This is a genomic window from Cellvibrio sp. PSBB006 (genome assembly GCF_002162135.1).
Lineage (GTDB): Bacteria > Pseudomonadota > Gammaproteobacteria > Pseudomonadales > Cellvibrionaceae > Cellvibrio.
On record NZ_CP021382.1, the window covers coordinates 3,597,366 to 3,618,395 of the forward strand.

Genomic DNA, 21,030 nt, shown 5'->3' on the forward strand with positions numbered 1-21,030 from the left:
GGGGTGATAATCGAAGCCGTTTTTATTTTGCCGGAGTCTGTTGTGCGCACCTCGCTGATATTGCTTACCCTATTGTTCTCCTTGCCCGCTTTTGCCAACTGGCACAGCGACAACCAGGACATCATGGGCACCCGTGTGAGCGTCACCCTCTGGGTCGAGGATGACGCCAAGGGCAAGGCGGCGGTAGCGGCGGTGATGGATGAGATGCGACGCATTGATGCGGAGTTCAGCCCCTATATCGAAACCAGCCAGTTATCCCGCGCTAACCGATTGGCTCCCAAAGCCAGTGCTGCAAAGCCGCTGAGCATTTCCCCCGAGCTGACCCGTCTGATTGATAAATCCCTCTACTACAGTCGCGTGAGCGACGGTGCCTTCGATATCACCTTCGCGTCGCTCGGGCGTTATTACGATTACCGCGCAAAACTGAAACCGAGTGAACGCCAGGCGGAAGAGCTGCTGCCGGCGATTAACTATGAATTCGTCAAACTTGATAAAGCGGCGGGCACCCTCTATTTCACCCATCCCAAGGTATATATCGACTTGGGCGGGATCGCCAAAGGTTACGCGGTGGATCGTGGCATTGAGATCCTGCAACAACGCGGCGTCGCCCACGCCAATATTTCTGCCGGCGGCGACAGCCGGGTGATGGGCGATAAACTTGGGCGGCCATGGATTGTGGGTATTAAAAACCCGCGTGCCGAGGACGGCGTTGCCATCAAGCTGCCTTTGATCGATTGCGCGATCTCCACCTCTGGCGATTACGAACGTTATTTCATCGACAGCGATGGCCAGCGGGTGCATCACATCCTCAACCCGCGCACCGGTAAATCCACGCAGGGAATTGCCAGTGTCAGCATTATTGGCCCGCAGGGGTTTGATACCGATCCATTGTCCACAACGGTGTTTGTGCTCGGGGTGGAAAAAGGCTTGCAGTTGATCGCGAAAATGCCCGGTTTTGATGCAATTATCATCACGGCAGAAGGCAAGGTGCATTACAGCGAAGGGCTGGCGCCGCCGGAAGCGCTACCTGATCCACAAGATCAATAACAAATCGATTAGCACGCCAAAACTCGGCTATCCTAAGTGCTGGCGATTAACGAAGTCTGTGTATTGTGTTTGATCGAATGACAAAAATACCCGCCAGCGCAGGGTCAAGTGTGCTGGCGTTCACATCCAAGAATGTGTCGGGCTTCTAGAATGAGCCTCCGCTGTCGCATCTAACAACAGCGCGCGCTAATTGCTTCCGGAAATAACACCCGCAAAAATAGAGTGGAGAGACGGTAATGATCACGACCTTGGGGAAGCTGCCAGTGAGATGGCTGGTGACGGCGCTGTTCCTCGTTTTCCTCTGGCAGCCCGCCAGTGCCCAGACTGAGGCGGGTGAGTCCATGCAACAGGCGCCCATTGCGCCGGAACTGGAAAACCTTAAAGAAGCGGTGCTGACCCTTAACCGCGACCTGTTGATCCTCGAAGAAGAATTGCTTTACCCGGCCAGCAGCCAGGTGGCTATCTACATCTCTATGGACCTCGGCCAGTATTTTTCGCTGGATGCCATCAAGCTGGAGATCGACGGTCAACTGGTGGCCAGCGAGCTTTACTCGGATAAGCAAGTCGATGCGCTTTTCCGTGGTGGCGTGCAGCGGTTGTATATCGGCAATCTCAAGTCCGGTGAGCATGAGATCGCTGTTTTCTTTACCGGACGCGGTCCCCATCAGGATTACAAACGCGGCGCGAAATTGACCGTTAATAAAACCCAGTCGCCCCTGGTGTTGGAGTTGCGCATTATCGACTCCACCGCCCAGTTGCAACCCGTCTTCGATATCAAAGAATGGCAGATGTAGTTTTCCTCAACCGATACACACGGCAAGGGTTTTGCAATGCTGTAATGGCCGCCGCCTCGCGCTGGCGCCGTGGATTGCTATCCGTGGCGTTGTGCGCCTTGCCGATGGTAAGCCTGGCGGCAGAGGAACCTAAAACTACCGTGGCGGATTTGCGCTACGGGGTTTCCCTGTACCACTACTACCAGCAGGATTACCTCAGCGCGCTGACTGAGCTGATGGTGGCGGACAGCCGCGACGGTATTCAGGGTCACGCCGACAACCCGGAGTTGATGGCGGCGGGGATCAGTCTGGCGTTTGGCATGGAACACCATGCTGAGCGGTTGTTTCAGGATCTGTTGCAGGGCGAAAAGCGGCCCCAGCGGGTGCGTGACGCCGCCTGGTTTTATCTGGGCAAGCTGCATTACATTCGCGGCAACTGGAACGAGGCCGAACAGAGTTTTGCCCGCGTCAGTGCCGACTTTAACCCGGTTCTTACCGGCGAAATGCGCGCGTTGCAGATCAACCTGCAAATCCGCCGTGACCAACTCACCCCTATCCCCCTCAAGCGTCTGAACCAGGAGCAGCTGGGCAACTGGAGTCCCTACGCCCTTTACAACATGGGTTCTGCCTACGCCCGCGCCGGGGATTACATGCAGGCCAGCAGTTACTATCGCGAGTTGGTCAAGCTGGATGTCCCGGAAAACCCGCGCCTGCGCGCCGAATACTGGACCTTGCAGGACAAAGCCCACACCGCCATGGGCTACGCCTTTTTGTTGCGCCGCAATTATTCTTCTGCCATCGAACAATTCAGCAAAGTCTTGCTCAGCGGATCGCAGTCGAATCAGGCGCTATTGGGTTACGGCTGGGCGGCAGTGGAGCAGGAAGACTACGAGCTGGCCATCCGCCCCTGGCAAGTGTTGCGTCAGCGCAGTTTGATCTATCCGCCGGTGCAGGAATCCTTGCTGGCCCTGCCCTTTGCCTATGAAAAAATGGGTGCTGAGGGTGATGCACTGTCAGCTTACGAAACCGCCGAGTCCCTGCTGACCGCCGAGATTGAATTAGTGCAGGATATGCGCGCCACGCTCACCAAAGGCGAACTCCTGACGATTGTCGGCGCCAGACCCGTCACCACGGAAGAACTGGATGCAGCGACCGCTGACCCGGTTACTGACCCCACTATCCTGACCGCCGTAGTCACCGATGATGGACAGAACTGGCTCAAGCTGGATCGCACCAGCGTAATCAAAACCCGTTCCGCCTATCTCACCGAACTCTTTGCCCAGAATGAATTCCAGACCGCTGTGCTGGACCTGCGTGACCTCCTGCGGCTGCGCAAGGTATTGCAGGATTGGCAACCCAAGCTGGATATCTACGCCGACTTGCTGGAAGAAAAACAACGGCTGCGCCAACAACAGGAGCAGCGCCTCGCGCAACAGGCGCTCGACCAGCAGCGCGTGGTGTTGCAGGAAGAACGTGACCAGTTGGCCGCACGTTTGCAGCGGATCGTCGACAATAGCGACGTTATGGCGCTAGCCGATGACAACAGCCGCGAGCTCTACGAGATGGTGCAGCGCTCTGAGACAACCTTGCAGCGCATGGCGCAGTCCGGTGAAGACACCAGTGACTACGCCGAAAGCCTGCGTATGTATCGCGGTATCCTGCTGTGGCAAGCGGCTCAACAATTCCCGGAGCGTTTGTGGGCGAACGAGAAAAATCGCCAGCAGATTGATGAGGCTTTGGCGCAACTGGATGAAACCTCGCGGCGCATCGATGCCATCACCTCGACCAATCTGGATATTCGCCCCATGATGGCGCGGATTCGCCAGTTGCAGAATGAAACCCAGAACCAGTTGGTTGAGGCCGAGCGGGTGATCGACATTCGCGCCGAAGCACTGCGTGAGCAGGTGGATCGGCAATTGGCTGGCCATCAGAAACGGCTCACGGCGTATCTGGCCCAGTCTCACCTCGCCGTGGCACGTCTGTATGACAAGGCATTGAGGAAGCAAGCCCCATGAGTCGCTTCCGTCTTATCTACATTGCCTGCTTTGGCGTCTCGCTTATGACTGGCTGCGGCTTGTTCGGTGGCAGCGAAGAGCGCGAAGGCACACTGGCAGACTTACCTCCCGCGACCCTGCCTAATGCGGCCAAGACGGTCGAGGTGATCGAGATTGATCGCATCGAATCCAGCTATCGCAAGGCATTAGCCGTGGCTGAAGAGCCGGCCATGCGTCAGCAAATCCTGCTGCGTCTGGCAGATCTGGAGATGGCGCGCAGTGAGCGGGAGCAAGAGGAGGCGACCGACCTGCGTCGCCTATATGACCGCCCCATCGCCATGTACCGCGAGCTGATTGACTACGAAGCCAGCAAACCCCAGCCCACCCAGGGCGTGGATATTGATCAACTGCGTTACAAGCTGGCCAAGGCCTACGCCCTGGATGGCCGCAATGCCGAAGCGGCGGCGGTGCTGGATGAACTGGCGCAGAACCATCCCGATTCTCCCTTTATGTCTGAAACCCAGTTCCGCCGCGCGGAAAAAGCCTTTTCCGATGGCGACTATGCGGCGGCGGAAAACCATTACCGCAGCGTGGTGACTGGCGACGACGACACCTTCAAACAAAATGCGCTTTATATGCAGGGCTGGTCGCAATTCAAACGCGGCGACTATGACCTGGCCTTGCACGCCTTTGCCCAGGTGCTGGACCAGCTCCTGGCTTCTGCCAAACAGCCGGATCAGGTGAGTCAGGCGATGGCGGATCTGGGGCCAGCGCGCAGCAATCTGGTTGGCGATACCTTGCGGGTGATGGGGTTATCCTTGTCCTACCTTGATGGCCCTGCGTCGATCACTGACCTGCAAACGGAAGTTGGGCCAAAGGTGTATCAGCACCTGTTATATGAGCAACTGGGCCAGCTGTACCTGGAACAGAAACGCTTTAACGACAGCGCTGAAACCTATAATCACTTTGTGGAAAACAATCCCAATTCGGACTTCGCGCCGGACTTCAGCATCAAGACCATCCAGACCTATGAGCAGGGCAACTTCCCCAGTTTGATCCTGCCGGCCAAGCAGGACTTTGTGCGTCGCTACGGCATTACCAGCCGTTTCTGGACCGAGCGCAACGGCGCGCTCAGCAACACCGCCCGCGCTTACCTGCATGAATCCTTACAGGAACTGGCCGCCTACGAGCACGCTGAAGCACAGCAGCTCAAGGCCAATAGCCAGACACTCACTGACCCGCGCGAACAACAGGCGGCCAATAATCAGGCGGTGGCTGCCTATGCCAGTGCGGCACTCTGGTACCGCGAATTTGTGCAGACCTTTCCCCAGGACCCCAAAGCGGCGGACATGACTTTCCTGCTGGCGGAATCCCTCTATGAAGCCGGCGACCTGGCTCAGGCATTGATGTCTTACGAGAAAGTGGCCTACGAATACCGCAGCCCGATTCACGGGGCAGAGTCAGCCTATTCAGCGGTGCTGTTATCACAAGAGTTGATTGATCAAACCCAGCCCAATCTGGGCGAAGTGCGCCAACAATGGCAACAACGCAAGATCGATAATTCGCTGCGCTTTGCCGAGGTGTACCCGACTGACCCGCGCGCCGTCACAGTGTTAGCCCAAGCGGCACCGGAACTGCTGAATCAGGGTGACCAGGTATCAGCCATCGCGGTGGCCGAACGGGTCATTGCCTGGCAACCGCAGCCTGACGGCCAATTGTTATTCAGCTCCTGGCTGGTGCTGGGTCACAGCCAGTTCGATCTCCAGCAGTATCCCGCCGCTGAACAGGCTTACTGGCAGGTACTGAAGTTATTACCCACTTACGGCCAAACCCCCGGTGCGCCGAGTCAGCAGGATGTGCGTGAGCGAATTGCGGCAAGTATTTACCAACAGGCGCAGGCTTCGTTAACGGCGGGCGCAAAAGACGATGCCATCACCCAGTTGCTGCGTATCACCGAAGTCACGCCGGATACCGACGTGGCCATCAAGGCCCGTTACGATGCGGGTACCTACCTGATCGAACAGGAGCGATGGGTGGATGCCGAGCGCGTGTTGTTGTCCTTCCGGCAGCAATATCCCAACCACGAACTGGCGGCGAGCCTGCCGGCCAAGCTGGTGGTGGTGTACCAGAACCAGAGCAAATGGCAGCTGGCTGCGGATGAATTGCTGGTAATGGAACGCACTAGCACCGATCCGGATGTGAAACGCCAGTCCCTGATCATGGGCGCCGAGCTGTACGACAAATCCGGTGACCGCAATCGCGCCATCGAGCAATACACTCGCTACGCCAATAACTACCCGCGCCCACTGGCGGAAAATCTGGAGGCGCAACACCGCCTGACCGAGCTGTATGCAGATACCGGCGACGGCACGCGCCGCCAATTCTGGTTACAGAAGATCATCGACACCAACGCCGCCGCTGGCGATGCGCGCACCGATCGTTCCATCTATCTGGCAGCCTCCGCCGAAACCGAACTGGCGCAGCCCGCCTATGACGACTTTGTGCGTATCCCGCTGAATTTGCCGCTCAAGGCCAGCCTGCAACGTAAACGTGCGGCGCTGGACAAGGCACTCAAAGGCCAGGAGCGGATACTGCAATACGGCGTGGCCGAATTCACCACCCAGGCCAGTTTCCGTATCGGTGAAATCTACGCCCAGTTGAGCCGCGACCTGATGGATTCCCAGCGCCCCAACGGCCTGGATGAGCTGGAGCTGGAGCAATACGAAATCCTGCTGGAAGAGCAGGCTTATCCCTTTGAAGAAAAGTCTATCGATATCCATCAGGCCAACGCCCAGCGCAGCTGGAAAGGTACCTACGACGCGTGGGTAAAGCGCAGTTTCGAGGCGCTCGCCAAGTTGTTACCGGGACGCTATAACAAACAGGAAACCCGTCTGGAGGTCAGCCATGAGATCCACTAGCGCATGGTTGCTGGCGCTGCTGTTGGTGCTGACGGCCTGTTCGTCGGGTCCGAAAAAAGCAGAAATCCCCGATGCCGAACAGGTCGCGACAGACGCAACAGGACAACCGCAATCGCCGCTCTTGCCACCGGGACCGGCTACGCCCAATCCCTATCTGGCTAGCAAACCCTCGATTAATCGCCAGGCGCAACAATTATTCAACGACGCCATCGCTGCCATGGCGAAAAAGCAGTGGCCCCAGGCGGAGAACCTGCTGACCCGCGTGACGACGCAATATCCCAACCTGTCCGGTGCGTACCTCAACCTCGGTCTGGTTTATCAGGCCAAAGGTGAATTGGATAAAGCCGAGCAAGCATTGAATCAGGCCGTAGCGGCGAACGCTAACAACCTGGACGCCTACAACCAACTCGGGATTCTTAAACGCGAAGCCGGCGACTTTGCGGCAGCGGAGGAGCAGTACAAAAAGGCGCTGGCTATCTGGCCGTTTCACCCGGCCAGCCATCGCAACCTGGGCATTCTCTACGACCTGTACATGGGTAAAAGCGAGCAGGCACTGCAACACTACCAGGCTTACCAGCAATTGCTGCCGGAGCCGGACAAGCTGGTCAATGGCTGGATTGTCGATCTGGAGCGCCGGTTAGGCGCAAGCGGAGGCTAGGTCATGAAACATGATTGGTTACAACAGGGGTTAACGATGGCGTTGCTGCTGGGGGTGAATCTTCCGGCCATGGCCCAGGACGCAGACACCGCGCCCGCCGCTGCGCCGGAGGCGCCGACCGAGCCCGCGCGGCCCCGTCCCACCGGCGAGGCTACCATCAGTTTGCAGACCACCGTCACTGGGAATCAGGAGCAGCCCCGGGTGTTATACATCCTGCCCTGGCAATCGCCGGAGGCGACCGATATCGAATTTGAAACCCTGAGCAGTCAGTATGACGAGGTTTTTGGCCACCTGGAGCGCGAAGAGCTGCGTCGCAGTCTGGAGGCCGAAGCGGCCCTCAACAAGGCAAAACCCTGACGCCTTATGCGTTACGTCAAATTTTGAAAAATACGCCGTGAAAAGCGCGCGAGACTAGCTAAGCTAATAGAACGCTTTTTCATTACACCACCTACATCCATAAGTCAGTTGAAGGACAGTGCTTTTATGAACACATTAATTCGTTTCTTCCAGGAAGGCGGTACTTTTATGTACCCCATCGCCGTCGTACTGGTGGTTGGTCTGGCCATCGCCATCGAGCGCTGGTTGTTCCTGAGTGTGGCCAAACGGTCCAATCGCCAGGCCTTTGACCGCATCCTGCCCTTGCTGCAAAAGCGTGATTACCAGGGCGTGATGAATACTGGTAAATCCACCAATGCACCCATCGCGCGTATTGTTTGCGCTGGCGTAGCACGCATGGCGCAGTCGCCCCGTCGCGACGACATTGAACTGGCGATGGAAGAAGGTGTTATGGAAGCCATGCCGCGTCTTGAGCGTCGCACGCCCTATCTGGCCACCCTCGCCAATATCGCCACGCTGCTGGGGCTGTTGGGTACCATCATCGGCCTGATCGCCGCCTTCGGTGCTGTAGCCAATGCCGACCCGGCTGAAAAAGCCGCGTTGCTGTCTTCCAGTATTGCGGTGGCGATGAACACCACGGCCTTCGGTCTGATCGCCGCGATTCCGTTACTGCTGATCCATTCCATGTTGCAAACCAAAACCACCGAAATCATCGATAGCCTGGAGATGGCCGGGGTCAAGTGCCTCAACATCATCGCCCATGTGCAGGAGATGCCCCAGAGAAACCGCGCCCAGGATTCAGCGGCGCCGAGCCGAGCCTAAAACCCGGCAAGGCCACAGCCTCTATCTGGAGGTGCGGCCTTTCACTCATCTGATGGTTACAGGTAGCACTGGTTATGCGCATTAAAAGGCGACACAAACACGGCGAAGCCGATCTCGACGTCACCTCCTTTATGAATCTGATGATCATATTGGTGCCGGTGTTGTTGATCAGCATGGTGCTCGCGCGGACCACGGTACTGGATTTGAAACTGCCTGATATGGCGGACCCCAGTACCCCGCAAGAGGAAGAACCTCCGCAACAACTGGAACTGGTGATTCGCAAGGATTACCTGGATGTGAATTATCCGGCCGGTATTCGTTTGAAGCGCGTCGAGAAGACCGCCGAAGGCGAACATGATTACAAACTCTTATCGATCATTCTCCAGGAAGTGAAACGTAACCTGGAAGAAAAAGGCATTGAGAAAAAAGACATCTTCATCCTCTCGGAAAAAGACACCTCCTACCAGACGGTGGTGACGGCGATGGACACTGTGCGCTCATTTAAAGCGGTAGTCGCGGCCTCGGTGGTTAACGCAGAATTATTTCCGGAAATTTCATTGGGTGATGCACCGGAAGGTGAATCCACCACAGCCGTACAGGGAGCACAGCCATGAAGCAATCGCTGCGCGCCAAACGTATGGCCAAACACCATCGCCGTATGAACCAGGCACCCAAGCTGAACCTGGTGTCCTTGATGGATATCTTTACCATCCTGGTGTTCTTCCTGCTGGTGAACTCCTCGGATGTAGAAGTCTTGCAAACCGACAAGAGTATTAAATTACCCGCATCGGTTTCCGACATCGTTCCGGAAAATAATCTGGTGGTGATGGTCAGTGCAGAAGACATAGTCGTCGCTGGTCAGCGTATCGGCAGTGTGGCCTCGGTATTGGCCAGCACGGACGATAAATATGCACCGTTGGAGACAGAACTGAAGTACCAGGCATCCAAAGCCCGGCCATTGACCGAGGAGGAAAAACTCACCGGTCGGCCAGTGACGATCATGGGGGATCAAACCATTCCTTATGAATTGCTGAAAAAAATCATGGCGACCTGTGCGGCGGCCGATTACCGCGATATCTCCCTCGCCGTATCGCAAACAGCCGTCTCTGATGATGCGCAGGGGGCGGAGGGCTGATGGCATTTTATCTTACCCCCAATACCCTGCTGCCCTGGAGTTCGTCGGCTGAGGATGATGAACGCTTTAAGCGTATTCTCAAGATCGCGCTGATTGCGCTGGTCGTGCTGAGTATTCCGATAACGCTTATTGATGTACCGGAACAAACCCGCGAAGAAAAAGCCAAGCTTCCGCCACAACTGGCGCGGGTGATTCTGGAGAAACAGGAATTGCCGCCGCCCAAACCGGTAGAGCCACCCAAGGTTGAAGAGAAAAAACCTGAGGAGCCAAAACCGGAAGAGCCGAAACCCGAGCCGGAGAAAAAACCGGAACCGGTAAAAGAAAAGCCGCCGGAAAAACCCAACGTCGCCAAGGCGCGCGAAAAAGCGGCGGCCAGTGGCCTGTTGCAATTCAAGGATGATTTGATGGAGATGCGCGAGTCCCTCGACGTGTCAGCCATCGACAGCGCCAATGTCGCACGCGGTGAAGCAACCGCCGCTACCGTGGATCGCTCTATGGTAACCAGCGGCGTGACGACGGCCAGTGGCGGTATCAATACTGCAGCATTGAGTCGCGATACTGGCGGTGTGGCTTTATCCGGTCGTGAAACCACAAAAGTGGAAAGTGACCTGGCTAAATCCACCGGTACTACAGCGGCGGATAGTGGTGGTCAGGCGCAGGAAAGTGCGGCGCGCAGTGAAGAGGAAATTCGCAAAGTTATGGAGCAGCACAAGGGTGCGATTTTCTCCATCTACAACCGCGCGTTACGTCAGAATCCGGCGTTGCAGGGCAAGGTGGTGGTGAAGATCATCATCGAATCGTCAGGCAAAATTTCTGATGTCAGTATTGTCTCCAGTGAATTGCAAGATCCGGATCTGGAAGCAAAACTGTTGCAACGCATTCGCTTGATCAGTTTCCCCGCATCCAATGTTGCGCGAACGACCTTGAATTATTCGTTTGATTTCTTGCCGCAATAAATTCTCTGCAATAAAAAACCCGGCGATTGCCGGGTTTTTTATTTGCTTATCAATCAAATCAATCGCGTGTTTCGTTCACCGTAATACGGGTTGACACTGCACCCACAACGCGACGGTTTTGCTCGCGGCCTTCGACGGTGTTGTTGTCGGCAACCGGACGTTCTTCACCAAAACCGACGGCTGTTACACGGTCCGCTTCGATGTTCATGCGTTGGATCAATACATCGCGAACGGAGTTGGCGCGACGCTGTGACAGGGTTTTGTTGTAGGCATCGGCACCGCTGCTGTCGGTGTGACCTTCAACCGTGACCTGGGTGTTTTCATACTGGTTCATGAAGGTAGCGAGGTCGCGAATGTCCGACATGTACTCTTCTTTCACCACGGCGCTGTTGGTATCGAATTTCACCGCGAGGTTGATTGATACGGTTTCGGTCAATTTCAGCACGCAGCCTTCGCTGTCCACTTTGTATTGACGCGCGGTGCCGGGGCATTTGTCTTTGGAATCCAGTACGCCGTCGCCATCGCTGTCCGCTTCTTCGATCACAGTGGGCGCTGCGACAGGTTCCGGTGCTGGTGTTGCGCGGCGGGTTTCGCCTGCACCGAAGAGGAAGCTGATGCCGGTGCTGAACACGACATCGGTGTATTCTTCATCGAGACTGTTAAATAAACGCACGTCAGTGCGCCATTCCCAGTTGCGCGCGAAGCGATTCTTCAAACCGAGGCCGGCGTTGAGCAGGGTTTCATGGCTGGGGTCGCCGCCTTCCGGACTCAGGCGTTGATCGCCTGCACCGAATGCTGCGTAGGGACGCCAGCTTTGGTCGTCGCCAAAGTGATAGAGCGCATCGAGGCGGTATTGGGTGCCGCGCACGTCAACGCCGGTCTCTTGTGCATCTGCATCGTATTCGTTGGCAACGACTTCCAATGTCCAGCGGTCGCTGATGGGTAAACCCAGGCCGAGGTGGTAGTTGTTGGTGTCATCCAGGTCGTTACCGAAGAGGATGCGGCCAATGCCGAGGTTGATTTCTGCCGTGTGATCTTGTGCGCTGACACCGGTACTGGCAGCGGCAATCAGTGCAGATAAGGTAAGAATTTTTGCCGATGGGTTTGCCATTTGTTACTCCTTGAGCAATAGCAGGTGGAATTTAACAACGAGGTTTAAGGGGTGGTCCGGTGCAGATGTACCTGTAAATGTGCGGGCATTAAGACATTTTGATGAAACAACGTCTGTTTGTGCTCACACATAAACGCCTGCGACCAGTAAAGCGTTTGAGAACTGTGGATAACGATTGCGCGACTTCCCTGTCGCCTTCGCTGAGTCCTGTGCTGGAAATCAGCGTGTTTCGGTGGTGGTAATTTTGGTAGAAACCGCGCCGACGACGCGACGATTCTGTTCGCGACCGGTAACAGATTCATTGTCCGCAATCGGGCGTTCTTCACCATAACCTACGGCTGTTACGCGATCTGCTTCAATACCCATACGCTGTACCAGAACATCACGCACGGCGTCAGCGCGACGTTGCGATAAGGTTTTGTTGTAAGCGTCAGAGCCACTGCTGTCGGTGTGGCCCTCAACAGTGACGACCGTGTTGGCATATTGGTTCATGAACGTAGCCAGATTGTTGATGTCGGCCATGTATTCTTCTTTGACGACTGCGCTGTTGGTATCAAATTTTACCGCCAGATTGACCGACACCGTTTCCGTCAATTTCATCGGGCAGCCATCAGCATCAACCTTGTACTGCCGGGCAGTGCCGGGGCATTTATCCTGCGAGTCCAGCACCCCGTCACCATCGCTGTCAGCTTCTTGCGCGGTAGCAACCACAGGGGCTGGTGTCGGAGCTTTTTTAACAGGCTTGGCGCCAAACAGATAACTGATGCCGAGGTTCAACGCGACATCGGTATATTCTTCATCAAGGCTATTGAAGGCGCGTACATCAGTACGAAATTCCCAGTTATTGCCCAAGCGACGTTTGGCACCGGCGCCCAGATTAAGCAGGGTATCCCGCACACCTTCAGCGCCGTCTGCCTCGCGTTCCTGGTCGCCCACACCGAAGGCCAGGTAAGGCCGCCATGCATTGACCGTGTCCAGGTGGTACAGCATATCCAGACGGTATTGGCGGCCATCAATTTCAATCGCGCCGGTTTCAGTATCGGTGCTGTAACCACTGGCGATAGCATCGAGGGTCCAGCGCTCATTGAGCACATAGCCCAGGCCGAGGTTCAGGTGATTGGCATTTTCGAGTGGTTCTTCAAAGAAGGTGCGACCAGCGCCGAGATGCAGTTCGAGTTTGTGGCTCTCTTTATGGTCTTGGGCATTGGCTGTGAAGGGGAGGGCAGCAGCTGCAATAAGAGCAGACACCAGAAGTTGTTTGTTCGCCATTTCGTTCTCCTTTGAAAATAGCTGGGGTCATTAACGCGTGATTGACCGGCAGATCAGGTACCGGTTGTCTGCAAACATGTGCAAAAAGCGTTGAGCGTATTCACCTTCACGCACAGCCAACGCAACAAGTGATATCCCTGTCATTGTTATATTGAATTGCGCGCACGATAACAAATTAGTTCAGGCGTTGGAATAACAAATCCCATACGCCGTGACCTAAACGTTCACCACGTTTTTCAAATTTTGTAATCGGACGATAAACCGGTCGCGGGGAGTAATCACCGGCTTCAGACAGGTTGCCAAATCCTTCCGCCTGGCTCATCACCTCCAGCATATGTTCGGCATAATTCTGCCAATCTGTTGCGAGGTGAAACACGCCACCGGGTTTCAATTTTTGGCGGATTTTTTGCACAAAAGTCGGCTGCACAATGCGCCGTTTATGATGCTTTTTTTTGTGCCAGGGATCGGGAAAATAAAGTTGTAAGCGATCAAGGCTGGCATCGGGAATACAATCGTCGAGGACATCCATCGCATCGGCCATAAATACCCGCAGGTTGCTCAAGCCTTCCTTGCCGGCCTGATTAATCAGGCGACCCACACCGGGTGGATGTACTTCGATACCGATAAAATTTTTGTCCGGCTCATTGCGCACCATCTCCAGTAAAGAGTCGCCCATACCGAACCCGATCTCCAGGACAGTCGGTGCCTCGCGCTGAAAAATATCGGTAAGGTTTAACAGCCCATTGTGCAAACTTAAACCATAGTCAGGCCACCATTGGTCAAAGGCCGCTTTTTGGCCGAGCGTAATGCGGCCAGCGCGAATAACAAAACTGCGGATGGACTTGGGTTTGAACTCGGGTTTGATCTCGAAGGTCGGTTGATCGTCGAGCTTGGTATCAATAGACATGGGAAAAATTTTCAGGAGAAAGGGGAAAGAAAAATCCGTTGATCAGAATTTTAATTTTATGGCAGCTGCCATTAAGGAGAGCCAGCCTAGTAAAAAGCATACACCGCCTAATGGTGTAATTGGCCCGAGTAAACGCGGACCACCAAGAGCAAGACCATAAAGACTGCCACTGAATAACAGGGTGCCGATGATAAATAGAATGCCGCCAGTTTGCAGCCAGATGTTATGGCCAACAAATTTCAGCAAGGCTGCGATGCCCAGCAATGCCAATGCGTGATACATCTGATATTGCACGCCGGTTTGAAAGACGGCGAGCATCTCTGGCGCTAACCGGGCCTTCAACCCATGGGCGGCAAAGGCGCCAAGGCCGACGGCGAGGAATCCGCTGAGTGCGGCGCAAAGTAATAGCCATTGTCCCATGGGTGCGTCTCTGATAATAAAAAAGCCGCGCACTGGCGCGGCTTTTGATCGTTTATGACATGGGCCGGATCAGGCTTCCAGCATCATGTTCTTAACCTTGTTCATCGCATTTTTTTCCAACTGACGAATACGTTCGGCGGAGACACCATATTCAGCAGCCAGGTCATGCAAGGTGGCCTTGTCATCGTTCAACCAGCGACGTTGCAGGATGGTACGGCTGCGGTCATCCAGTTTCTCCATCGCCAGTTCCAGGCTGTTCACACTGGTTTCTTCCCAATCGGCGGCTTCCAGCTGAGTGGCCGGGTTATAGCGATTGTCTTCCAGGTAATGAGCTGGTGCGACGTAGCTGTCGTCATCATCGTCATCGCTCGCATCGAAGGCTGCATCGTAAGATGCCAGACGACCTTCCATCTCGCGTACGTGTTTGATGTCTACGCCCAGATCTTCTGCTACCGCTGCGGCTTCATCATTGCTCAACCACGCCAAACGCTTCTTGGCGCCGCGCAGGTTAAAGAACAGTTTGCGTTGTGCCTTGGTGGTAGCGATCTTCACGATGCGCCAGTTGCGCAGGATAAATTCGTGTATTTCGGCCTTGATCCAATGCACGGCGAAAGACACCAGGCGCACGCCTTTTTCCGGGTTGAAGCGTTTAACCGCTTTCATCAAACCGACGTTGCCTTCCTGAATCAAGTCGCCCAAAGGCAAGCCATAGCCGTTATATGAACGAGCGATATGTACCACGAACCGCAAGTGCGCCATTACCAGCTTGCGCGCCGCGTCGAGATTACCGTTGTAATACAAATCTTCCGCCAGTTCCTGTTCCTGCTCCACCGTGAGGATCGGGAAGGCACTGACTCCTTGAACATAGGCATTGAGGTTTGCACCTGGGGCAAGAACGCCAATAGGTTGCAGACTTGTGCTCATGTAAGTTACCTCCAGTAAAGATGTAGGTCGAGTGTAGCACTAGTCAGATTAGAGTGCTATGTGGCAACAAGTTCCGTAGTGATCGCGTAAAACCGTTTCAAATCAGTAGGTTGGGTGCAAGATTGTATAAATATTGATTCATTTGGCAAGCATTTGATCAATTGCAAATTTCTATGGCCAGGGCCGGGTCGACTCAATGAGGCTCAATATGTGACAAATGTCGCCCTACCGCAATCCAGGCGCCCAGCAGCCCGGTAATACCGGCCAACAGCACCAATTGCAGGCTGTGGATAAAGCCTAAGCCCTGTAAACGAAAGCTGCTTTGATATAGATCAGCCAGCTGCGCGACAGGGCCACCGAGCCAGCTTAAGCCAATGCCTAACAGCACCAGCGCGAGCAAGCCGCCGCCCAGACCATACCAGAGGCCGGTATAGAGAAATGGGCGGCGCACGTAAGCATTGGTACCACCCACCAGCTTAACCACCAGGATTTCGTCGCGCCGATTTTCAATGGCAAGGCGAATGGTATTGCCGATCACCAAAATTACGCCCAGCGCCAGCAAGCCGGCCAACGCCATCACGACATGCTGGGCGACCGCCATGAACTGATGCAGGCGTTTAACCCATTGCATATCAATACGCACATCGGCCACCAGCGGGTCCTTGCGGAGTGATTGCTCCAGTGCTTCCAGTCCCGTTGGTGTGCTGCCGGCCAGCCCCGGTTGCACCAGCAGCACGCCGGGCAACGGATTTTCCTCCAGGCTATCAACAACCTCGCCCAAGCCAGAGGCAACCTTGAATTCTTCCAGCGCTGTAGCGGGAGAGACATAGCTTATCTGGGCAATATCCGGCCGATTCACCCAGCGGCGGCGCAGGTCTTCAGCTTGATTATCGGAGACCTGCTTGTTGAGAAAAACGGAGATCTGGCTGGAATCCTGCCAGCTGTAGCCAATGTTCTCGATGTTGGTCAATGCAATATAAAGAATCGCCGGTAAGGCCACGGCAATGGCGACCACCAGCCAAGTCATGAGACTTTGCAAGGGGGTGTGCAGCAGGCGCAGCAAGCTGTCGATGGCGGTGGTACTGTGATGGGCCATCCAGGCATCGAAGCGATCGCCAATACGGGATTTGCTTTGTACCGCACCTTGCGGGCGAGCCGCTTGCGGTGGTGTGCGTTCATTGCCGGCAGAGCGATTCGGGCGTACAGGTTTCACCAGAGCACTCCATCGTGAGCGACCTGGCCATGGCTCAACCCAAGCACACGTTTATTCATGCGTTTAAGCAGTTCCAGGTCATGGCTGGCGATCATGATGGTGACGCCAACTTCGTTAAACTGGCGAAATAAATTCATGATCTCCGCTGAAAGCTCCGGATCGAGGTTGCCGGTGGGTTCGTCGGCCAATAGCACGGAGGGTTTATTGACTACGGCGCGCGCAATACCCACGCGTTGCTGCTCACCGCCGGATAACACGATGGGATTTTGTTGTTCTTTATCCAACAGGCCTACTTTGTCCAATGCTGCGCGCACCCGCCGACCGGTTTCCGCAGGCGTATTGCCGGCGATTTGCAGCGGCAGGGCCACATTGTCAAAGACGCTGCGATCAAACAGCAATTGGTGATTCTGGAAGACCACGCCCACATTGCGGCGGTAGTAAGGGATTTGCCCGGATGACAGGCGATTGAGGTTGCGTCCGTCGACAAAGACCTGCCCCTGGGTGGGGCGCTCCATCAACATAATAAGCTTCATCAAGGTACTTTTGCCGGCGCCGGAATGGCCGGTGAGAAAGACCATCTCGCCGCGCTCGACCTCAAAGTCGACCCGGGTAAGCGCCTCGTGGCCGGACGCGTAACGTTTGCTCACGGTGTCAAAACGAATCACAGGCTGTCCTGTTGATTAAACAGCGCCTGGATAAAAGGCTCGGCCGCAAAGGGCTGCAGGTCATCGATACCCTCGCCCACGCCGATAAAGCGCACCGGCAGGCCGAATTTCTTGCTCAGCGCGAAGATCACGCCGCCTTTGGCGGTGCCATCCAGTTTGGTCAAGGCGATACCGGTCACGCCGGCGGCATCGATAAACTGTTGTGCTTGATTGACGGCGTTTTGACCGGTTCCGGCATCCAATACCAGCAGAACTTCATGGGGTGCGCTGACATCCAGCTTGGCCATTACGCGCTTGACCTTGCTCAGCTCATCCATCAGATGATCCTTGTTGTGTAGGCGCCCGGCGGTATCGGCGATGATCACATCTATCTTGCGCGATTGAGCAGCTTGCACGGCATCGAAGATGACCGATGCACTATCTGCACCGGTATGCTGGGCGATAACCGGCACATTGTTGCGCTGACCCCAGACCTGTAGCTGTTCCACCGCAGCAGCACGGAAGGTATCGCCCGCCGCCAACATGACTTTATTGCCTTCGTTTTGCAGGCGCTTGGCCAGTTTGCCGATGGTGGTGGTCTTGCCCACGCCGTTTACCCCGACGACCAAAATGACGTAAGGCTGTCTGGTTTTATCAATGACCAGCGGCTGTTCCACCGGACGTAGCAATCCAGCGAGCAATTCACGTAACGCGCGAAACAAGGCATCGGCATCCGCCAATTGCTTGCGGGCGACGCGCTGGGTGAGGTTATCGACAATCTCGGTGGTTGCTTCAATACCCACATCGGCGATCAACAGTTGGCTTTCGATATCCTCCAGCAAGTCATCGTCGATATTTTTTCTGCCGAGGAACAGGTTGCCCAGCCCTTCGGCGAAGTTATTGCTGGTGCGACTCAGGCCTTGTTTGATCCGCGCAAAAAAACCGGGTTTGGCAGCGGGCTCCGGCTGGGCGGGCGTTTCTGCCAGGAGCGGGGGCTCAGCGGAAACTTCCTCCCCGGATGGCTCCGCAGGCGTTTGTTCCTGGGTAACCTCGGGAGCCTCCGGAGACTCGGGTTCAGACTTGTTGAAGAGCTTCTTGAAGAACATAGAGAGAATTCGTTGCTTATCGACAGAAAAGAAAGGCGCTATCCTACCACTTCTGTTGTGACCAGAGAGAGCGCCTGCTGTTGAAACCGTCTGCCCCATCACCTGCCAAAGCCCGCCTGAAACCAGCCAGGGGAGCTAACCAATTGCGTATCATTGGCGGTCAATGGCGGGGCCGCAAGCTGGGTTTTCCCGATGTGGACGGTCTGCGGCCCACCGGCGACCGGATTCGGGAAACCCTGTTCAATTGGCTGGCGCCGGACATTCGCGGTGCCCGCTGTCTGGATCTGTTTGCCGGCTCCGGGGCCTTGGGCCTGGAGGCCTTGTCACGGGGTGCGGGCGCCAGCCTGCTGGTGGAGCGGGATGCGAAAGCCGCTGCGCAATTGCGCGCAAACCTCGCCCTGCTTAAGGCGGATCAGGGCAGTCTGATAAACGCGGATGCTCTGACCCTGCTTCAGCAAGGGAATTCCGCAACGCCTTTCGATGTGGTGTTTGTCGACCCGCCGTTTCAGCTAAACCTGTGGCAAGCTGTGGTGGATGCGTTGGAAACCGGTGGTTGGCTGGCTGATGAAGCCATCGTCTATATCGAGTCGGGGCGCGAGTCGGCTTATCAGGTGCCGCCTAACTGGACCCTGCATCGCGATAAACAGGCCGGACAGGTGAGCTACCGACTGTTCTACCGCCTTCATCCCGCTTGACTCAACCCCCAGGTTGCAGGGACACAAATTCGCTATACAGTCCTGTATTGTCAAAGGCGGCGATCTGGAATTCATGCCGCCCTTCCAGCCATTCGATGTAGTAATCCGTCGTCCAAGGGTCTTCGATGATGACAGAGATATATTTCTGTTCGGTTTCCAGACGATAACGAAGCTCATAGCCGCCCAGCTCTGTGATATCCAGTTCATCGCCGTTTTCACGCTGAACCGGCGGCGTCCAGCTCAAGGTAACCGGGCCTTCGATGTCGGTATCACCGCCGCCGGGTGGCGGGGTGTTATTTCCGCTGTCATTGCCACCTTCGCCACCGCCGCAGGCGCCAAGCACTAATGCCAGGCACAAGGTTATTAGCACGGCGGTGTGCCGCCAGGGCTGTTGGTAGCAAAGGGAATTGAGGTTGTCCGCGTTATTCACCGATGATATTCCTTCTTATGTTTTCGCCGTTCATCTGCCGGGCATGGGCAGATGGAATCTCTGTGCGTCGAGTAACATATAGCGTCTGCCGGTGGTGGTCAAATGCAAGTCGTTGATAAGTGTGTTGGGCCGATGAGTGGTTAGCGGTGGGCGACATGGCTGAGCTACTGGTAAGGGATCACTGGCCAGTCCACAGTGAATTTTGTACTATCTGCGTCCCGCTGCATGACAGCGACCGAATCGAGATTGGTTATGCGTACTGTTGTTTATCCCGGCACATTTGACCCCATCACCAACGGCCATATTGATCTCGTGGAGCGCGCCTGCCGGCTGTTCGATAAGGTCATTGTCGCGGTCGCGGCCAGTAGTCGAAAAAATCCTTTATTCACCCTGGATGAGCGGGTAGAGCTGGCCCAGGAAACCCTGAGCCATTTGCCCAACGTGGAAGTTTGTGGGTTCGATATTTTGCTGGTCGACTTCGTGCGCCAGAAAAGTGCCCAGGCTGTCTTGCGCGGTTTGCGTGCGGTATCGGATTTTGAATACGAGTTTCAGTTAGCCAATATGAATCGCGCACTGGAACCAAAGATGGAAAGTTTATTTCTGACCCCTGCTGAACACCTTTCTTATATTTCTTCTTCCATCGTGCGCGAGATCGCCCTGCTCAGTGGTGATGTCAGTAAATTTGTTGCCCCAGCCGTTGAATCGGCATTAGTAAAAAAATTCGCTCGCAACTAACACGCTGTTAAGCCGGCGATGATCATTTCTGGCAATTCGTACAGTAAACCGTGGTGCGATCATTCATGCGAATTTCCTTGAGTGGTTTGCCGCAGATCACGCAGGCTTCTCCGCCTCGACCGTAGACCAACAGTTGCTGTTTAAAATAACCGGGTTTGCCATCGCCACCGACGAAATCCCGCAGGGTTGTACCGCCCTGGTCAATCGAGCGCTGCAACACAAATTGAATATCGCGCACCAGGTCCTCACAGTTTTTGCGGGTCAAGGAACCTGCTTTGCGTGTCGGTTTGATACGCGACATAAACAGCGACTCATTGGCGTAGATGTTGCCGACCCCCACCACGATCCGACTGTCCATGATGAACTGTTTGATGGCCTGGTTGCGCCGCCGCGTGCGTTGGAACAAATAGTCTGCGGTGAATTCCGCTGTTAACGGCTCGGGACCTAAATGCATCAAAAGTGAATGAGTCAGAGGATCGCCCTCCAGCCACAGCAGGCAACCAAAGCGGCGCGGGTCGCAATATCGCAGGACAATATCGCCGAAGATCAAATCAAAATGATCGTGCAATTGCGGCGCATCGGCAGCCTTCACAATACGCAGACTACCCGACATACCCAAATGAATCAGCGCGTGGCCATGGGCAAATTGCAACAATAAATATTTACCCCGGCGGCTGGCCGCAAGCAATTTTCGGCGCACCAGCAAGGTGGTTAATTCGGCGGGAATCGGCCAGCGCAAACGGGGCTGGCGCACAACCAGCCGGGTGACCTGGCGGCCGAGGATGTGGGGGGTAATACCGCGCAGGGTTGTTTCAACTTCGGGTAATTCGGGCATGGATGATCTTCACCGTCATAGCTGGACGGCGCACTATAGCATTCAACGCCTTATAACCAGAACTTCCTTCAAGTGCGAGGGGTCCTCACAAATTATTAGATG

22 protein-coding genes are annotated in these 21,030 nt (G+C 55.4%); 12 read left to right on the top strand and 10 right to left on the bottom strand.

The annotated features are described in order from the left end of the window. The first annotated feature begins 42 nt into the window (after nucleotides 1-42). The 10 genes from CBR65_RS14890 (at nucleotide 43) to CBR65_RS14935 (ending at nucleotide 10,639) form a co-directional block, all read left to right on the top strand. Nucleotides 43-1,047, top strand: a complete 1,005-nt coding sequence (locus CBR65_RS14890) for an FAD:protein FMN transferase (protein ID WP_369825622.1) — start codon at nucleotides 43-45, stop codon at nucleotides 1,045-1,047. 341 nt (nucleotides 1,048-1,388) lie between these two features. Next, on the top strand, nucleotides 1,389-1,841 hold the full coding sequence (locus tag CBR65_RS14895) for an AraC family transcriptional regulator (protein WP_087469090.1): 453 nt from the start codon (nucleotides 1,389-1,391) through the stop codon (nucleotides 1,839-1,841). Next, nucleotides 1,829-3,835 (top strand): tetratricopeptide repeat protein, encoded by a 2,007-nt coding sequence (locus CBR65_RS14900; RefSeq protein WP_232461207.1) that lies wholly within the window; start codon nucleotides 1,829-1,831, stop codon nucleotides 3,833-3,835. The genes CBR65_RS14895 and CBR65_RS14900 overlap by 13 nt, the downstream gene beginning before the upstream one ends. Beyond that, complete coding sequence (locus CBR65_RS14905; RefSeq protein ID WP_232461208.1) at nucleotides 3,832-6,732, top strand: tetratricopeptide repeat protein; 2,901 nt, start codon at nucleotides 3,832-3,834, stop codon at nucleotides 6,730-6,732. The genes CBR65_RS14900 and CBR65_RS14905 overlap by 4 nt, the downstream gene beginning before the upstream one ends. Beyond that, nucleotides 6,719-7,390: a tetratricopeptide repeat protein gene (locus CBR65_RS14910; RefSeq protein WP_087467594.1), complete on the top strand. Its 672-nt coding sequence runs from the start codon at nucleotides 6,719-6,721 to the stop codon at nucleotides 7,388-7,390. Before CBR65_RS14905 ends, CBR65_RS14910 begins: the two co-directional genes overlap by 14 nt. 3 nt (nucleotides 7,391-7,393) lie before the next feature. Beyond that, complete coding sequence (locus tag CBR65_RS14915) at nucleotides 7,394-7,747, top strand: hypothetical protein (protein ID WP_087467595.1); 354 nt, start codon at nucleotides 7,394-7,396, stop codon at nucleotides 7,745-7,747. A gap of 126 nt (nucleotides 7,748-7,873) precedes the next feature. Next, on the top strand, nucleotides 7,874-8,548 hold the full coding sequence (locus CBR65_RS14920) for a MotA/TolQ/ExbB proton channel family protein (protein WP_087467596.1): 675 nt from the start codon (nucleotides 7,874-7,876) through the stop codon (nucleotides 8,546-8,548). A gap of 74 nt (nucleotides 8,549-8,622) precedes the next feature. Beyond that, entirely contained in the window at nucleotides 8,623-9,162 is a 540-nt protein-coding gene (locus CBR65_RS14925) for a biopolymer transporter ExbD (protein ID WP_087467597.1), read from the top strand. After that, on the top strand, nucleotides 9,159-9,683 hold the full coding sequence (locus tag CBR65_RS14930) for a biopolymer transporter ExbD (RefSeq protein ID WP_087467598.1): 525 nt from the start codon (nucleotides 9,159-9,161) through the stop codon (nucleotides 9,681-9,683). Before CBR65_RS14925 ends, CBR65_RS14930 begins: the two co-directional genes overlap by 4 nt. Beyond that, nucleotides 9,683-10,639: an AgmX/PglI C-terminal domain-containing protein gene (locus CBR65_RS14935; RefSeq protein WP_087467599.1), complete on the top strand. Its 957-nt coding sequence runs from the start codon at nucleotides 9,683-9,685 to the stop codon at nucleotides 10,637-10,639. Before CBR65_RS14930 ends, CBR65_RS14935 begins: the two co-directional genes overlap by 1 nt. A 58-nt stretch (nucleotides 10,640-10,697) precedes the next feature. On the opposite strand, the gene CBR65_RS14940 is transcribed toward CBR65_RS14935, so the two are convergent. The 8 genes from CBR65_RS14940 to ftsY form a co-directional block, all read right to left on the bottom strand. Beyond that, nucleotides 10,698-11,750 (bottom strand): OmpA family protein, encoded by a 1,053-nt coding sequence (locus CBR65_RS14940; RefSeq protein WP_087467600.1) that lies wholly within the window; start codon nucleotides 11,748-11,750, stop codon nucleotides 10,698-10,700. Between the two features lie 219 nt (nucleotides 11,751-11,969). After that, nucleotides 11,970-13,019 carry an OmpA family protein gene (locus CBR65_RS14945; protein WP_087467601.1) on the bottom strand — a complete coding sequence of 350 codons (1,050 nt, stop codon included), beginning with the start codon at nucleotides 13,017-13,019 and terminating at the stop codon, nucleotides 11,970-11,972. 175 nt (nucleotides 13,020-13,194) lie between these two features. Beyond that, a complete protein-coding gene (gene trmB, locus CBR65_RS14950; protein ID WP_232461209.1) occupies nucleotides 13,195-13,926 on the bottom strand; it encodes a tRNA (guanosine(46)-N7)-methyltransferase TrmB in 732 nt (243 codons plus the stop codon). A 42-nt stretch (nucleotides 13,927-13,968) separates the two neighbouring features. Continuing rightward, the gene (locus tag CBR65_RS14955; protein ID WP_087469094.1) at nucleotides 13,969-14,346 is read right to left on the bottom strand and encodes a DUF423 domain-containing protein; all 378 of its coding nucleotides are present in this window, start codon (nucleotides 14,344-14,346) and stop codon (nucleotides 13,969-13,971) included. Nucleotides 14,347-14,415: 69 nt separating this feature from the next. After that, on the bottom strand, nucleotides 14,416-15,270 hold the full coding sequence (gene rpoH / locus CBR65_RS14960; RefSeq protein ID WP_087467602.1) for an RNA polymerase sigma factor RpoH: 855 nt from the start codon (nucleotides 15,268-15,270) through the stop codon (nucleotides 14,416-14,418). Nucleotides 15,271-15,463: 193 nt separating this feature from the next. Then, the gene (ftsX, locus tag CBR65_RS14965) at nucleotides 15,464-16,483 is read right to left on the bottom strand and encodes a permease-like cell division protein FtsX (protein ID WP_232461210.1); all 1,020 of its coding nucleotides are present in this window, start codon (nucleotides 16,481-16,483) and stop codon (nucleotides 15,464-15,466) included. Further along, nucleotides 16,480-17,148 carry a cell division ATP-binding protein FtsE gene (gene ftsE, locus CBR65_RS14970; protein ID WP_087467603.1) on the bottom strand — a complete coding sequence of 223 codons (669 nt, stop codon included), beginning with the start codon at nucleotides 17,146-17,148 and terminating at the stop codon, nucleotides 16,480-16,482. Before ftsE ends, ftsX begins: the two co-directional genes overlap by 4 nt. Beyond that, the gene (ftsY, locus tag CBR65_RS14975) at nucleotides 17,145-18,233 is read right to left on the bottom strand and encodes a signal recognition particle-docking protein FtsY (protein WP_087467604.1); all 1,089 of its coding nucleotides are present in this window, start codon (nucleotides 18,231-18,233) and stop codon (nucleotides 17,145-17,147) included. The genes ftsE and ftsY overlap by 4 nt, the downstream gene beginning before the upstream one ends. A gap of 143 nt (nucleotides 18,234-18,376) precedes the next feature. Between ftsY and rsmD the strand changes: the two genes are divergently transcribed. Then, nucleotides 18,377-18,928, top strand: a complete 552-nt coding sequence (gene rsmD, locus CBR65_RS14980; RefSeq protein ID WP_369825623.1) for a 16S rRNA (guanine(966)-N(2))-methyltransferase RsmD — start codon at nucleotides 18,377-18,379, stop codon at nucleotides 18,926-18,928. Nucleotide 18,929: 1 nt separating this feature from the next. Here the strand turns inward: rsmD and CBR65_RS14985 are convergent, their stop codons facing one another. Further along, nucleotides 18,930-19,358: a fibronectin type III domain-containing protein gene (locus tag CBR65_RS14985; protein WP_087467606.1), complete on the bottom strand. Its 429-nt coding sequence runs from the start codon at nucleotides 19,356-19,358 to the stop codon at nucleotides 18,930-18,932. Nucleotides 19,359-19,610: 252 nt separating this feature from the next. Between CBR65_RS14985 and coaD the strand changes: the two genes are divergently transcribed. After that, on the top strand, nucleotides 19,611-20,093 hold the full coding sequence (coaD, locus tag CBR65_RS14990) for a pantetheine-phosphate adenylyltransferase (RefSeq protein ID WP_087467607.1): 483 nt from the start codon (nucleotides 19,611-19,613) through the stop codon (nucleotides 20,091-20,093). A gap of 22 nt (nucleotides 20,094-20,115) precedes the next feature. Here the strand turns inward: coaD and mutM are convergent, their stop codons facing one another. Beyond that, complete coding sequence (gene mutM / locus CBR65_RS14995; RefSeq protein ID WP_087467608.1) at nucleotides 20,116-20,928, bottom strand: bifunctional DNA-formamidopyrimidine glycosylase/DNA-(apurinic or apyrimidinic site) lyase; 813 nt, start codon at nucleotides 20,926-20,928, stop codon at nucleotides 20,116-20,118. Nucleotides 20,929-21,030: the final 102 nt, after the last annotated feature.

Bases quoted from the DNA above. Each gene is read 5' to 3' on its own strand.
- rpoH (WP_087467602.1), bottom strand. From the start codon at position 15,270: ATGAGCACAAGTCTGCAACCTATTGGCGTTCTTGCCCCAGGTGCAAAC.
- CBR65_RS14930 (WP_087467598.1), top strand. From the start codon at position 9,159: ATGAAGCAATCGCTGCGCGCCAAACGTATGGCCAAACACCATCGCCGT.
- mutM (WP_087467608.1), bottom strand. From the start codon at position 20,928: ATGCCCGAATTACCCGAAGTTGAAACAACCCTGCGCGGTATTACCCCC.
- CBR65_RS14955 (WP_087469094.1), bottom strand. From the start codon at position 14,346: ATGGGACAATGGCTATTACTTTGCGCCGCACTCAGCGGATTCCTCGCC.
- CBR65_RS14915 (WP_087467595.1), top strand. From the start codon at position 7,394: ATGAAACATGATTGGTTACAACAGGGGTTAACGATGGCGTTGCTGCTG.
- trmB (WP_232461209.1), bottom strand. From the start codon at position 13,926: ATGTCTATTGATACCAAGCTCGACGATCAACCGACCTTCGAGATCAAA.
- ftsY (WP_087467604.1), bottom strand. From the start codon at position 18,233: ATGTTCTTCAAGAAGCTCTTCAACAAGTCTGAACCCGAGTCTCCGGAG.
- CBR65_RS14910 (WP_087467594.1), top strand. From the start codon at position 6,719: ATGAGATCCACTAGCGCATGGTTGCTGGCGCTGCTGTTGGTGCTGACG.
- CBR65_RS14900 (WP_232461207.1), top strand. From the start codon at position 1,829: ATGGCAGATGTAGTTTTCCTCAACCGATACACACGGCAAGGGTTTTGC.
- CBR65_RS14940 (WP_087467600.1), bottom strand. From the start codon at position 11,750: ATGGCAAACCCATCGGCAAAAATTCTTACCTTATCTGCACTGATTGCC.
- CBR65_RS14895 (WP_087469090.1), top strand. From the start codon at position 1,389: ATGCAACAGGCGCCCATTGCGCCGGAACTGGAAAACCTTAAAGAAGCG.
- CBR65_RS14920 (WP_087467596.1), top strand. From the start codon at position 7,874: ATGAACACATTAATTCGTTTCTTCCAGGAAGGCGGTACTTTTATGTAC.
- CBR65_RS14925 (WP_087467597.1), top strand. From the start codon at position 8,623: ATGCGCATTAAAAGGCGACACAAACACGGCGAAGCCGATCTCGACGTC.
- CBR65_RS14945 (WP_087467601.1), bottom strand. From the start codon at position 13,019: ATGGCGAACAAACAACTTCTGGTGTCTGCTCTTATTGCAGCTGCTGCC.
- coaD (WP_087467607.1), top strand. From the start codon at position 19,611: ATGCGTACTGTTGTTTATCCCGGCACATTTGACCCCATCACCAACGGC.
- CBR65_RS14905 (WP_232461208.1), top strand. From the start codon at position 3,832: ATGAGTCGCTTCCGTCTTATCTACATTGCCTGCTTTGGCGTCTCGCTT.
- CBR65_RS14935 (WP_087467599.1), top strand. From the start codon at position 9,683: ATGGCATTTTATCTTACCCCCAATACCCTGCTGCCCTGGAGTTCGTCG.